This is a genomic window from Paenibacillus jepli (assembly GCF_047238105.1).
In the GTDB taxonomy this organism is placed as follows: Bacteria; Bacillota; Bacilli; order Paenibacillales; family Paenibacillaceae; genus Paenibacillus_D.
Window position 1 is genome coordinate 6,440,392 of sequence record NZ_JBDFMD010000001.1, and the last position, 15,270, is coordinate 6,455,661.

The 15,270-nt window shown below is 57.4% G+C and carries 7 protein-coding genes; all 7 read left to right on the plus strand.

Annotated features, from left to right (window positions below; genetic code table 11):
- The first annotated feature begins 214 nt into the window (after window positions 1-214).
- Entirely contained in the window at window positions 215-4,279 is a 4,065-nt protein-coding gene (locus ABC336_RS27270) for an Ig-like domain-containing protein (RefSeq protein WP_413241661.1), read from the plus strand.
- 36 nt (window positions 4,280-4,315) lie between these two features.
- Window positions 4,316-7,231 carry an Ig-like domain-containing protein gene (locus tag ABC336_RS27275; RefSeq protein WP_413241662.1) on the plus strand — a complete coding sequence of 972 codons (2,916 nt, stop codon included), beginning with the start codon at window positions 4,316-4,318 and terminating at the stop codon, window positions 7,229-7,231.
- A gap of 35 nt (window positions 7,232-7,266) precedes the next feature.
- On the plus strand, window positions 7,267-8,922 hold the full coding sequence (locus ABC336_RS27280; protein WP_413241663.1) for a 3-keto-alpha-glucoside-1,2-lyase-like domain-containing protein: 1,656 nt from the start codon (window positions 7,267-7,269) through the stop codon (window positions 8,920-8,922).
- Between the two features lie 203 nt (window positions 8,923-9,125).
- Window positions 9,126-10,118: a hydroxyacid dehydrogenase gene (locus tag ABC336_RS27285; protein ID WP_413241664.1), complete on the plus strand. Its 993-nt coding sequence runs from the start codon at window positions 9,126-9,128 to the stop codon at window positions 10,116-10,118.
- A gap of 35 nt (window positions 10,119-10,153) precedes the next feature.
- On the plus strand, window positions 10,154-10,936 hold the full coding sequence (locus ABC336_RS27290; protein WP_413241665.1) for a sugar phosphate isomerase/epimerase family protein: 783 nt from the start codon (window positions 10,154-10,156) through the stop codon (window positions 10,934-10,936).
- The gene (locus ABC336_RS27295; RefSeq protein WP_413241666.1) at window positions 10,923-12,563 is read left to right on the plus strand and encodes a glycoside hydrolase family 140 protein; all 1,641 of its coding nucleotides are present in this window, start codon (window positions 10,923-10,925) and stop codon (window positions 12,561-12,563) included. The genes ABC336_RS27290 and ABC336_RS27295 overlap by 14 nt, the downstream gene beginning before the upstream one ends.
- A complete protein-coding gene (locus tag ABC336_RS27300) occupies window positions 12,560-15,193 on the plus strand; it encodes a family 78 glycoside hydrolase catalytic domain (protein WP_413241667.1) in 2,634 nt (877 codons plus the stop codon). The genes ABC336_RS27295 and ABC336_RS27300 overlap by 4 nt, the downstream gene beginning before the upstream one ends.
- Window positions 15,194-15,270: the final 77 nt, after the last annotated feature.

The following is a 15,270-nucleotide window of genomic DNA, read 5'->3' on the forward strand; positions in this document are numbered from 1 at the left end:
GCTTTCGTGCTCCTTAGGCTTGTCCGCAACCAGTGAAGATTTTCTTTACATCCCCAATAAAACGATGTAGGATCATAATTGAATTTTATATAGATCTATGTTGTATCCTAAATGCTAATTGAGAGAGGGGGATAGCTTTGAATTGTTTGTAAGCGCTACCAGATTGAAAGCGACTGACCGCAACTTATTCCTTATTGAGAAAGGTGGACAACCCATGCTCGGATCTGCTCGCCGAATCAGTGCAATACTTGTCCTGACTCTAGCTCTTTTTGCGTTCCCGCCGGGATGGTCGGCACAGTTATTACCAAGCCCGCCCCTGCAGGCGGCTGAGGCTTCCGCAACAGCGGAGGGGCAGTGGCTGGACCGCTTCTCATTCGAGCCCGCAACGATCACTTCACCCTCCGACCTGGCAGATTTCTCAGGCATGCACCCCCGGCTGTTCATCACGCCGGACGGCCTGAGCGAGCTCAAGGCCAAGATCCATCAGCCACAATATCATCCGCAATATCAAGTTATTATGAGCCAGACTTCCAGTCCGCTAGCGCTCGCCTTCCGTTATCTGATCACGGAGGATCCCGAGCTGGGGGATCAGGCGATATCCGCCATGCTGGATGTGTATCGCGGATTCACGGATGCGGACGTCGAAGACCGCGGCCGTTCTTACATGACCGCTTATACTTACGGTCCCATGGTATATGACTGGTGCTACGACAGGCTGACGACAGCTCAGAAGGATGAATTTATTAGTCATTTCGTAAGAGCTGCGACCTTTCCGGACAAGCCGCCAGGCTTTCCGATCAATCAGAACGCGAACACGCTGACCGGCCACCACAGCGCCGGATGGTTCTATAACCAGCTGTGGATGGGGCTTGCCATCTATGACGAGGACCCGGCGATGTGGAATGGCGCGCTTGACTTTTTCCTGAAAGAGCATCAGCACGTACTGAACTTTACGTTCCCTTCCGGCATCAGCGAGCAGGGCTGGTACATTTCCCGCTATGCCTACCCGACCCATTTTATTTTGATGATGCATCAACTGACAGGCGGCGAGCGTATCGTTGATTCGTCGCATGAAGTGGCACTCGACCAACTGCTCTATTATTTGCGTCCGGATGGCCAGCAGATCCGTACCGGCAGTGTAGCGGCCGATACTTCTGGGTCCGAGGAGTACAAGTACACGATGCTGGATATCCTCGGCAACATGTATGAGAACGGTGTCTACAAAAATCTCAAATCGTATTTTGCCCCGCGCGATCAGGTGATGGAGGCTGCGCTCGATATCATCGTCCGGCCCGCGACGCTGGAAGCCCTGTCATTTGAAGGCGTCCCCCTGGTGCGGTTTTTCCCGGAGCCGATCGGCAGCGAGATGATTGCCCGCAGCGGCTGGGACACCAGCGGGCAGGAAAGCGACGATTATGTCGTGCAAATGCGGGGAGGCCATGCCGTCATTGGCGGCCATCAGCATATGGATTTCGGTACATTCCAGCTTTATTACAAGGGCAACCTCACAGGGCCATCCGGCGCTTACCGCGGCAGCCAGACCGATTTCAATCAACCGCATTGGCGTCATTATTATCGTTCCACGATCGCAAACAATGGACTGATCATCTACAACCCCGATCAGGTAGACGGCAATGCATGGCAGGATCCCCAGAACGACGGCGGCGCGCATTTTCCTCGGACCTCGGGCAGCTGGGAGCCTAACAAGCTGCAGGATTTCGCGGATCCGAGCAATGAATATAACGGCGGCGATCTCATCGCCCGAGGCACAGACGAGCAGAATGGCACATATAACTACGCCTATCTATCGGCGGATCTGACGAAGGGATACCAGCATTCTTCGGACCCGGCCAATCCAGACCGGGCGAATCTGGTCACACGCTCGATGGTAACCATGCCGACAGAGGAAGCGGATCATCCGTTAGCCTTCTTCGTATTCGACCGCGTACTGGCAACTGACGAGAGCTATCTCAAAAAGTTTATTCTTCATACCGCGACCAATCCCGTCATCAGCGGGAACAAGATGGTGTCATCTGCAGCGCGTGCTGCTGACGGATACAAGGGGCAACTGGCTTCATGGACGCTCCTGCCGGAGCAGCCGACCTTCGATGTAGTGGAAGGGTACAAGGTCGGCTACGGCGCCCATGAGAAAGATTACCCGATCGGGACGCCGGTTGGCTCGTTCTATGAGGAGATGGGCTATCGTCTGGAGGTATCGCAGGCAGCCGCTGGAGCCGAGACCCGGTTCCTGCACGCCTTGACGGTAAGTGAAGAGGGCATACCGGTGACTGCCGAGGCAGAGCTGATCGAGGCAGGGGCGGCTACAGGAGCCAAGCTCTTCAACAAAAATGTGATCTTCTCGGATGATGGCGCGCCGATGGCATCGGCCAGCTTTACCATCACAGGTGACGGCCAGCAAAGTATTCTGGTTACCGATCTTGTCCCCGGCGCTTACTTCATCGACCGAACCGATCGACCTGCGGGAGACTATCTCCAGTACGGTGAAGTCGACGAAGTGTGCAAATGCTTGTATATCGAGGGCAATTCCGGAACCTACAGCGTCACCAGGACGAGTGCAACTGCCGAATCGGCCGCCGCTCTGGTGCAGCGGCTCGGAGGCAATCTGCTCGCTCCCGAGGTAAGTGTGAGCGCGCCGGGACCGGATGCTATCGTCAGCGGCCCGGTAACGCTGACGGCCGCCGCCGTCGATGCAACCGGTATCGCAGGTGTCCAGTTTATGCTGAACGGCCGCAAGCTCGGACCAGAACAGACAACAGAGCCATACTCTTATACATGGGATACGACGGCAGCTTCCGATGGTCATTATAGTCTGACCGCTCTGGCCAGAGATGAGGGTGGGCTGGTGCGCTTATCGGAGCCGATCCATCTGACTGTACACAATGAGGCAGGCTTCCTACCCTGGTATGCGTCCTTCGACAGCGGCGCCGACCTTGCATTTACGGGTGCCGGGGATTGGGCGGAAGCCAATGGCAAACTGGTGCTGGAGCATGCGGGCACGGCGCCCTCCATTGCAAGAAGCTCACGCGTGTTCACAGGAGACCTGAAAGCGTCCGTGGATGCGCAGCTGTGGACAGGACCGGGAAGCAGCGGTCATGTCCGGCTGGTGTTTGATTATATGGATGAGGACAATTACCGCTACCTGGAGCTGCATGAGACGGCCTCCGAGAGCGGCCTCTACCAGTATGCAGGAGGGACGCTTAGCAAGCTGACGGGGGTGGAACGCAGCTTGATACCAGGCGCGACCAACCGGCTGGAGGTCAGACGCAATGGACAATTCGCGGATCTCTATATCAATGGTGTCTTCGTGGCGCAGGCGCAACTCGGCTCCGTAGCCGATGGAAGCATTGGTGTCAGCGCCTCCAACGATGCCCGCTTCGGCAATCTAGCGGTTCGGCCTATCATGGATGGTCAGGAAGTCGATGTTCAGCCGCCTCAAGTGACAATACTCTCACCGGCTGCAAGCACAACGTTGAGCGGCCAGCTCGAGGTAACGGCGGAAGCGATCGACAACGACGAGGTGGCCAATGTCCAATTCTTGCTGAACGGGTTGTATCTCGGAGATGCCAAGACATCCGAGACCGATACGTATGCCGTAGACTGGGATACGACGATCTATCCAAACGGCACCTATAATCTCTCCGCTGTAGCGACCGATCAGGCCGGTAACCGCAAGCATGCCTCGGTGGTCTCGGTTACGGTCGATAATCCCGATGCCCAGACCGTGATAGAGGAGCGGTTCAATACGGACGAGGGCGGCTTCAGCGTCGTCAGTGGCGGCACCTGGGCAGTGACGGAAGGGCGATACCAGCTGAGCGGCGCGGTTAATCTTACGCCGCTTGGCAATCTGGCCATCCATGATACGCCGGTCTCGGGCGCGTACATGGTGACGGTTGATGCCGGCAATACCGGCAGCTGGAATGGCTTCCGCGATTTTGCAGTCATCTTTGATTACCAGGACGCCGGCAACTATTATTATGCCAGCTTCGGCCAGACCAGCGATGCTAATGCCGGAGGCTTCTTCAAGGTTTCGGGCGGCACACGGACCAAACTGACCTCATTCACCGGGCGGGTCGATCCGCCGACCATGTACACGGTCAATGTGATTCGTGACGGCAGCCAGATGCGGGCATACGTCAGCGGCGAACTGGTCGGATCGGCCACGGACGGCACTGTTATTCTGGACGGCAAGACAGGTATAGGCAGTGTTAATGACGCGACCCTGTTCGACAACTTTATTGTCACAGAGCTTGAGAGCTAAGCGATCAACCATCACAAGCCGGGAGGAATCGAACCGATGAGAAAACGAACGAGATCATGGATTTGTTCTGGAATAATCGCTTCGCTGCTCTGGAGCGGGGGCGTCGGACTGCTGCCAGGAGAGGCGATGCCTGCAGCTGGGGCCGAGGAGATGCCTGCAGGCGAGCCGTTTTTAGCTGACCTGTTGGATGCATCCGATGTGCCTAATTTTGCAGGTCAACACCCGCGCCTTTTCATTACGGCAGACCGGCTGCCAGAGCTGCGCAGCCGGATCGCCGATGATCCGGAATACTACGATGAATGGCACTTGATCCTGAGTGCCAATACTCCCGTTGCCAAAGCATTCCGCTATTTAATCACGGAGGATGAGGCGTTGGGGACGGCGGCCATCTCAGAAACGCTGACTGCATTGACCGGGCTCAACGATTCCAATCGCGAGAGTCAGGGGCGCTCGGCCATGTCGATTTATTTCTGGGCTCCGCTCGTATATGACTGGTGTTATGATCTGCTGTCAACGGCGCAGAAGGAAAGCTTCTATACCGAGTTTCTCAAATTTGCGCAATTCCCGAACAAACCGCCCGGCTTCCCGATCAGCTCCAGCGCGAAGGCGCTCTCCAGTCACCATGTGGAGGGCTGGTATTGGCATCAGCTGGTCATCGGACTGGCTGTATACGACGAGCAGCCTGCCATGTGGAACGGAGCGCTGGATTTCTTCTTCAATGAGCATCAGCGCGCCAACAACTTCTGGATGTCCTCCGGCCTCCACCATCAGGGGGCGGGGTACCTCGGGACGCGGTTCGCGCACCCAGCGATGTTCAGCATGATGATGAACGTCTTGACGGATGGCGGGCATGTCTTCGACAGTTCGACCCGCGACCTGGCGTATCAGCACATCTTCCATCTCCGGCCCGACGGCGAGATGATCCGCTCCGGCGACATGTCAACCCAGAACGGGCTGGAGGAATTCAAATCCGTCGTGCTGCAGCAGATGGCCAATTATTATCAGGATGATGCGCTCTACCATGCTGCGCAATACTACAGCGTCAGGGAGCCGGTACTGGAAACCGTGCTGGATGTGCTGACGCGCCAGTCCGAGCTGGGCGAGCGCGAGAGTCTGGACGGGCTGCCGCTGGTGACGTTTTTCCCCGAGCCGGTAGGCGCCGAGATGGTGGCGCGCAGCAGCTGGGATATCGGCGACCCTGAAAGCGACGATTATCTCGTGCAGATGCGCATCGGCAAATATCAGTTCGGCAACCATCAGCACATGGACATGGGCACGTTCCAGATCTACTACAAGGGCGGCTTGACCGGAGACAGCGGCTCGTATCGCGGCAGCACGGCCGATTACGGGACGGCGCACTGGCGTCATTTCTACCGTTCGACGATCGCGCATAATGGACTGATTATTTATAATCCCGAGCAGATCGACGGAGCAGAGTACATCGATCCCCACAATGACGGCGGCATCCGCTTCCCGTATTCATCCGGCGACTGGCAGCCGGGGCGTGTAGAGGATCTGATCAACCCGCGCAACAGCTACGATGCCGGAGACTTGATTGCGAGAGGGACAGATGAAGTGGATGGCAGCTACAATTATGCCTATATCTCCGGTGATTTGACCAAGGGATATCAGCATACGTATGACAACCGCAATCCCGACCGGGCTGAGCAGGTCACGCGCTCTATGGTGACGATGCCTTCGCAGGAGAAGAATCATCCGCTCTCCTTCTTCGTCTTCGACCGCATCCGGGCAACGGACGAGGATTACTTGAAGAAATTCATCCTTCATACGGCAGATGAGCCTGTCATTACAGGCAACCGCATCCAGTCCGGCGCGCCTCGTTCAGAGCAAGGCTACAACGGTGAGCTGGTGTCCTGGACGCTGCTGCCGCAGGCAGCCAGCCTGGAGGCTGTACAAGGCTACAAAGTCGGATACGGCGCCAATCAGGCGGAATTCTCACCGGGCACTGTCAATGATGCCGACTTCGAAGAAATGAAATACCGGTTGGAGGTTTCGGGTAGTGAAAGCGGTAAAAATGAGCACTTCCTCCATGCCATGACCGTATCCGAGGAGGGCTTGCCGGTGCCGGCCGAGGCCGCGCTGATCGAGGCTGGCCCTGCGGCGGGCGCGCAGCTGCTAGGCAACACCGCGCTCTTCTCGCGCAGCGGTGCAGCCATGTCGGAAGTGGGCTTCACCTTGCCGGGCGAGGGGACGCAAAAGGTGTTGGTTACGGATCTGGTGCCGGGGACGTATCTGATCGACCGGACCGATCGTTCGCCAGGCGACTATCTTCAGTACCAAACGGTATCTCCGGAATGCGGATGCGTCTTTTTTGAGGGCAATCCCGGCGATTACCAGGTGACGCGAACCGCCATTACTCCTGAGATTGCCGAGCGCATCAAGGCTGCTCGCGGTGGCGATCAGACAGCTCCGGAGGTCGTGGTCGCGGCGCCGACAGCTCCAGTGACCGGCACGTCAACCTTGACTGCGACAGCGACTGACAATGTCGGTGTGACGGGCGTTCAACTGCTGCTGGACGGCAAGAAGCTCGGTGCGGAGATGACCTCGGCTCCTTACGAGCTGACTTGGGACAGCAGCGGGTATGCCGATGGCCATTATGCGCTCACGGCTTCTGTCCGTGATGCGGCAGGCAACCGCACGCTCTCGGAGCCTGCGGGGGTCATCGTGCACAATGAGCCGGGCTTCCTGCCGGTACGCGACTCCTTCGACAGCGGCGCAGGTGCATTCACGGCTGCCGGGTCTTGGCAGGCGGAGAATGGCAAATACCTTCTGCAGTCCGATACGGGCGGCCTGGCGCTGCATGAACGAACATTTACAGACGACTTCTCTCTGAGGGTAGATGCAACATTGCTCAGCAAGACGACGGGCAGCCGGCAGCTGATGCAGGTGTTCATTATCAAGACGCATCGAATTATGCGTACGTCCGTCTGAGCGAGGACAGCAACGACAGCGGCATCTACAAGCTGGTGAACGGCACGGAGCAGCAGATCGAGGCGCTGTCCGGGACCATGATCCCAGGCGCGGCCTATACGTTGCGCATTGATCGCATCGGAGAGTATATCGATGTATATCTGAATGGCTCGTATCTGGGGCAGGGCAGCGACGCTTCGCTTGCAGGCGGCCAGACGGGCATCGGCAGCAGCAACAGCAAGGCTCGCTTTGACAATTATACAGTGCTCCCGATCAGCGACGGAATTCAGGTTGATGTAACGGCTCCAGAGGTATTTGACCTGCAGCCTGATGGCACAGATGAGGTCTCCGGCACCGTACAAACGACGGTAACCGCTACGGACGACAGAGGCGTGGCCAGCGTACAGTTCCGCTTGAACGGTCTGGGCCTGGGCTCTCCTCAGACAACATCTGGCGGCATGGATGAGTATTCGGTGAGCTGGGACACGACGCTCTATCCGAACGGTGAGTATACGCTGACCGCCCGGGCGGTGGATGCGGCAGGCAACGCAGTCACGTCGCCGGGCGTGACCGTAATCATCAACAACACGGCACGCACGACTCTGATCACCGAGGATTTCAGTGTGGACGAAGGAGGCTTCGAGCCGGTGCGCGGCGGCACCTGGTCGGTTACGGATGGTCAATACCGGGTCACCAGTCCCAACAATTTGCCGACCAATGGCAATCTGGCCATCCATGAAACGATCGTCTCCGGCGATTACACAGTTTCGATGGATGCCGCGAACACAGGCAGCTGGAACGGCTTCCGCGATTTTTCGATTATTCTGGAGTATCAGGATTTGAATAATTTCTACTACGCGAACTTTGGTCAGCAGGTCGATGCCAATACGGGGGCGATTTTCAAAGTGGAGAACGGCACGCGTACGAAGCTGGCCGATATTCCTGTCCCGGTCCATCCGCCGACGATGTATTCCGTTGCCGTCAAGCGGGACGGCCACCAGCTGGAGGCGTATGTCAGCGGCGTTCTTGCAGCAAGTGTCACGGATTCGACCTTTACGGCGGGAGGCAAGAGCGGTCTCGGGACGGTCAATGATGTGACCGTGTTTGATAATTTTGCCGTCGTGCAAGACAGGGAAGGGGACGGAGACCCTGAGCCTCCCGAAGAGCCCGCCTATGTGATAGAGGAAGACTTCTCGCAAGATGCGGCCAATTTCAGTGAACTGATGGGCGGCTGGTCCGTTCAGAACGGCGTGTATATTCTTGATGCTCCTGACCGTGCCCAAACGACGGGCAACGGCAATCTGTCCATTCATAACGTGCAAATTACCAATGATTTTATTCTGGAAGTAGAGGCGCGAAACACAGGCACCAACAACGGGTTTCGTGATTATTCAGTCATTTTTGATTATATTGATGCCGACAATTACAGCTACGTCAGCATGCATCAGGATGCGGCTGCCGCTGGTATTTTCAAGGTGACAGGCGGGACCATCAGCAAGTCCGCAAGCCTGACAGTAGGGACGCTTATCGGAACATGGCAGCAGGTTAAGATTCAGCGGCAAGCCGATCAAGTGGAGGTATATCTTGACGATATGCTCATAGGCAGTAATGAAGCAACAGCGAATTCAGGCCGGATCGGTCTGGGAAGTCTGAATGATGTTACCGAGTTTGACAACCTGAAGGTGACGACAGCCATTCAATCCGTGCCCTGACGTACAGTTGTCGTCGGGGGTGAACATGGTTGCTGCCTCCTGGGACACTTGATCCCTAGGAGGCAGCTTTTCTGCCTAAGCGTTTTATTTCAAGTAAATTGTGATAACAACCACAAATTATGAACATAGGCAAGCGTGTCTGATTTCAGTATACTTACTGTGCAGCAACAGGAAGGAATAAGGAACCAAAGGAGATTGAACAGATGAAACCCAAAGCACTCGTATTACCCTCGCCGAGGCAGCAGAACAAAGTATGCTCCGAAGCCTGCCGGCAATTTATCAATGATCATTATGAAGCGACATGGAATCCGTTTGAACGCGAAATGACCGAGACGGAATTGCTTGCGTATGCAGAAGAAACGGAGGTCGTTTTTACGACTTGGGCTTCACCGACCATTTCTCAAACGTTTCTAGATCGCGCGACAAATTTGAAAGCGATTGCACACGCTGCCGGCAGTGTCAAGCATATGCTCGATGAGTCTATCTTTGATCGGGGAATCCGCGTCTTCTCCGCCAACCCCCGCTTGGCGCTGGCCGTATCGGAATATTGTCTGGGAGCCATCATGATCGGACTCCGACACTACCACCGCTTTAATGCCGTCATGCATGAGGGAGGCTATGGCATCCCCGGCTTGCTCGGCCAGGAGCTGACCGGTCAGACGGTGGGGCTGGTTTCAGCAGGCGCCACAGCAAGAGGGCTGATTCGCATGTTGCAGCCATTTGACGTAAAATTGAAGATATACGACCCTTTTCTCTCGGAATCAGAAGCAGCGGCGTTGAATGCGGTCAACGTTTCGCTGGAGGAAGTCATGCAGTGTCCTGTCATCTCGGTCCATGCCCCTAAGCTTGCGTCGACCCGGGGCATGATCGGTCAGCAGCTGCTTCGCCTGATTCCCGATGGCGCCGTATTTATCAACGCAGCAAGGGCAGCTGTTATTGATTATCCGGCGCTTACGGAGGAGCTGAAGAGCGGACGTTTTTTTGCCGCGCTTGATGTGTTTGACCAGGAGCCGCTCGATCCCCGTCATGAGCTGCGGCAGCTGGACAATGTCATGTTGACGCCCCATATCGCAGGCGCGACAAGGCAGGGGCATCGTTCGCTGCTTGATGTTGTCGCCAGGGATGTCCATGCAGCTCTTCGCGGTGAAGCCACGAAGTATGAGATTGTCAAAGAGGTGTTTGCCCGCTTGGCATAGCCTCATCGTCATCTTGATTAACAGGAGGGGTAGTCATGATAAGAACGGGATTACTGTCGGTAACCTTCCGACAGTTTGCATGCCATGAGATTGTCCGTCTCGCGTCGCAGGCGGGATTGGACGCCATTGAGTGGGGCGGCGACATCCATGTACCTCACGGGGACCAAGCGATTGCGCGGGAGGCAGCGGCGATCACGGCGGACGCTGGCCTGGTCGTTGCTTCTTACGGCTCCTATTATCGCGCGGGAGTTAGCGAGGATGCCGGGCTGGCCTTTGAGACCGTTCGGGATACGGCGGCGGAGCTGGGGGCGCCTGCCATACGGGTGTGGGCCGGAAACCGGGGATCAGACAAGGCTGACGAAGCGTATTGGGAAGCCGTCCGCCATGATCTACATCGGGCAGGGAAGCTGGCTGCGGAAGCAGGGATGGAGATTCACCTGGAGTATCATGCCAATACCCTTACTGACAGCCGCATCAGTGTCCAGCGTCTGATGAGTGCACTGGAGCATCCGGCGATTCGAATGAATTGGCAGCCTCCCACCGCCTGGAGTGTGGAGGAGCGACTTGCAGGCCTGCGGGATATCCTGCCGAGGCTTGCCAGCCTCCATGTCTTCCAATGGGAGCCGGGCGTCCGGTTGCCTTTGGCAGAAGGCGCAGCAGAATGGGCGGCTTATTTTGAACTGGTTGCCCAGACGGGGAGGAGTCACTATGCCATGCTGGAGTTCGTGCGTGAGGACGACCCCGGTCAGTTTCTGACGGATGCAGGAGAGCTGCAGCGCCTCGTCGCAGGAAGGGATCAGAGAAATGAAGACAACTAAGACATGGACGTGGCATAAAACAGAGACGGAGCTTCACGCTGCGCGCGCGTACAGCAACCCGTACCTGGATGTAACTGTAACTTGCACACTTACTTCCCCTGATGGAAACATCACGGAGGTGCCTGCTTTTTGGGACGGAGGTTCGACGTGGAGAGTCCGCTTTGCGCCAACGATTGACGGCATATGGCATTACCGGACGTCAAGCTCTGAACCTTTGGATTCTGGACTTCATGGTGTTGAAGGAACTGTAGATGTCCGCCCCTACGAGGGCGGACACCCTCTCTACCGGCACGGCTTTTTGCGCGCCGGGAGATGTGGCAGATCGTTCGTCCACCAGGACGGGACGCGTTTTTTCTGGCTGGGAGATACGGCGTGGGCAGCTTCGTCACGAGCAAGTATGGAGGAGTGGACCACGTACCTCAATTACCGTTCCTGGCAGAATTATACGGTTGTTCAGATGAATGCCCTGCCGCAATGGGATGCGACGGAAGCGGATACACGACTTCCCTTCAGACTGCTGCCGGACGGCCAATGGGACTTGACCCGTCCGGAGCCTGCTTATTTCCAAATGCTCGATGAGATGATCGCTCAGTCGGTGCGGCGGGGGATCGTCGTTGCATTGACCGCCTTATGGTGCAGTACCGTTCCGGGAGCCAATCGCAATTCAGCGCATCTCAAACGACCTTGTGCATTTACAACAGAGCTTGCGGCACGCTATGGCAGCTACTTGTCTGCACGCTATGCAGCCTATGGCGTGAGCTGGCTGGTCACCGGTGACTCCGACTATGAAGAGGCCGGCTCAATCGACATTTACGAGTCCTGCGCGGTTGCGATTCGCCGGGATGCTCCACATGGGTTAATGACAGCACATCTCCACGGCGGCTTGCCGACGCCGGACAACCTGAATGAGCGGGCCTGGCTGGACTTTCATATGTTCCAGTCCTGTCATGTGGTCAGCAGCCCCGCTGTTGCTTTGCGGTATGCCGAGATCGACAGGAAGCTGGAGCCTGCGCGGCCGGTGTTGAACGGGGAGCCTTGCTATGAAGGGTTTCGTTTTTTTAGCAAGCGGCCGGACCCGGGAACCGTCGACCGGCGGCTGGTCCGTCAGACTGCATGGAGCAGCATCCTTGGGGGGGCGAATGCCGGCTACACCTATGGTGCTCACGGGATATGGAATTGGCACCGCCAGGGAGAGGGTACGGCCGTACCCAAATATGGCGACTCGCCCGCCTGGGACGAGGCCGTGCGTCTGCCCGGGAGCGATGATATCGCAGAGATGAAGCGACTGCTTGACGAGATGGCCTGGTGGCGGCTCGAGCCCATGCCAAGCGATGAGCTCACCGTTTCGTCAGAGGGAGCGGCACCCGTCGCAGCCGCTGATCGCGAAGGGCGTCAAGTGGTGGCTTATTTTCCCGAGCGCTCGGGCGCCGTGCTCCGGCTGAAGGCGAAGCGATTGTGCTGGATCGATCCGGTTCGCGGCTTCGAAGAGGTAGCTTCCTGGCAGGCCGAGGCAGATACGCTTGTCGTCGATGCGCCGTCCTGGACGCATGATGCGGTCCTGATCGCTTATGAAGCGGAGGTGCGGGCGCCGGAGAGCCGCAAGACCCGGAGCGCTATCGAAGCATGAAGCCGACGATTGCAGCGTTGAGGTGCGAATACCGTGACCGTCCGCTCGGACTGGATGTTCAGCGTCCCCGCTTCGGCTGGCAATTGCACGCAGAGGGCAGATTGGTCCGACAACTGCGCTATCGACTCCAGACGGCGCTTGATGCTCAATTTGCGGAGATCCAGTGGGATTCTGGAGCAGTGGACAGCGACCAGTCCATACAGGTCGCCTATGACGGTCCTGATCTGCAGCCCTCGGTCAGGTATTGGTATCGGGTGCGGGCGGAGACGACGCATGGAGAGACGGGGTGGAGCGAGCCGTCCTGGTGGGAGACCGGTCTGTTGTCGGCAGAGCGGTGGGCGGATGCTCAGTGGATCGCCTGCCCGGAAGAAGATCCTGCCGATTCCGTTCACTATCTGAGAGGCCGCATCCGCACGGGCGGGATGGTCGCCAGCGCCCGCCTTTATGCGACGGCGCTGGGCATCTACCGCCTGCAGGTAAACGGACGATTGCTGGAGGATTGCCTGCTCTCACCAGGTTGGACCAGCTACGACAAGCGCCTGCAATATCAGACCTACGATATCACGGAGCTGCTGACAGAAGACGTCCAGACGGTTCTGTGCATCGTGGCGGATGGCTGGTACAAAGGAGCGCTTACGGGGAAATACAAGCGTAATGTCTACGGGGACCGCAAAGCGATGCTGCTGCAGCTTCATGTACGTTATACAGACGGAAAAGCGCAGATCTGGTCGAGCGGCGAGACGTGGGAAGCACTCCAGGGTCCGTTGGTGGCCTCCTCCCTTTATGATGGCGAATATTACGATGCTACGAGGGCGCTTGAGCCTGCAGGCAGCGGCAGAGTCAAGGTGCTGTCTGCCAGCAAGCATGCCATCATCGGGCAGGAGGGCATGCCGGTCCGGGAGACCGCATCCTTGCCGGTACAGAAGGTCCTGCACACACCGGCGGGTGAAACGGTACTCGATTTTGGTCAAAACCTGGCAGGAGGCGTTCGCTTCCGGGTTAGCGGCAATCCGGGCGACCGTGTGGAGCTAGTGCACGGGGAGGTGCTGGACAGCGAAGGCAATCTGTATGTCGACAATTTGCGCAGCGCCAAGCAGCGCATCACTTATGTTTGCAGCGGCGGTGAGGAGGAGACATACCAGCCGTTGCTCTCGTTCCAAGGCTTCCGCTACGTGCGCATAGAAGCATACCCCGGCGAGGTGCGGCCGGAGCGATTCATGGCGGTTGTGCTGCACTCTGATCTGGAGTCTGCAGGCAGCTTTGCCTGTTCCTCTAAAGGTGTAAACCAGCTCGTGCAGAACATTCGCTGGAGCCAGCGCGGCAATTTCATTGATATTCCGATGGACTGCCCGCAGCGTGATGAACGGCTGGGCTGGACGGGCGACGCCCAGGTGTTCGCCCGGGCCTCGTCTTATCTGATGCATGTGGCACCATTCTTCTCCAAATGGCTGCGCGATCTGGCAGCCGATCAGCGGCCTGACGGCGGCGTGCCCTCGGTCATTCCCTCCGTGCTGGAGAAACATTCGGCAGGCGGCTGGGGAGATGCAGCTGTTATCGTGCCCTGGCAGATGTATGTCGCCTATGGGGATCTGAGTCTGCTCGCGGAACAATACGGAAGTATGAAGGCCTGGGTTGAATACATTCACGTTCAAGGGGAGATTCCAGGACTGTACAACACGGGCTTTCACTATGGCGACTGGCTTGCGCTGGATGCCAGGGAAGGCAGCTACAAGGGGGCTACGCCCGACGATCTGATTGCCACCGCTTTTTTCGCTTATTCGTGTGAATTGCTCGGCCGTGCAGCCGGTCTGCTGGACTTGCAGGAGGATGAGCTTCGATATGCCGAGCTGCATGCAGAGGTGGTCCGCCAGTTCAGGAGGACATTCATTACGCCGGCAGGCAGACTCGCAGCACCTACGCAAACCGCACATGCACTGACCTTGTATATGAATCTGGCCGAAGCCCGCCACCGGCCTCGCCTGCTCAGGGATCTGCAGGCGCTGGTGATGGATGGCCAGGGGAAAGCTGAGATGCGCACCGGCTTTATCGGGACGCCTTATATCTGCCATGTGCTGAGCGAAGGCGGACTGCATGAGCTGGCTTGCGAACTGGTACTGCGCGAAGAAGCGCCATCTTGGCTGTATGCGGTGAGCCGCGGAGCGACAACGGTATGGGAGCACTGGGATGGGATCAGAAGCGATGGTTCCTTTTGGAGTCGCTATATGAATTCCTTCAATCATTATGCCTATGGAGCGATCGCTGACTGGCTGTACGGCGTGGTGGCGGGGATCAGCAGTGAAGCAGAAGGTGCCGGATTCCGGCAAATCAGGATTGCGCCTCGCGTGGGGGGCGGCTTCACACATGCAAGTGCTGTTTACCGGAGCATGCACGGCGAGATTCGGTCCTCATGGGTGCTGCTGGAGGACAACGTCGAACTGGAGTGTGCGATACCGGCCAATACGACAGCTGTAATCACACTCTATGGTACGAGAAAGGAACGGGTCTCTGAAAGTGGACTGCCTCTGGAGCTGGCGGATGGAATTGTGGCAGCTCACAACCGCCTGGATGCGGCTCAGATCACAGTCGGCTCCGGAATGTACCGCTTCTCCTACGCGTTTGGGCACGAATAGCGGCCCTCTCTCCTTTCGCCTGCTGAACAGGATTTTCGGCTGCAAGGTCGAATAACATAGGGGATACTTACACTTCG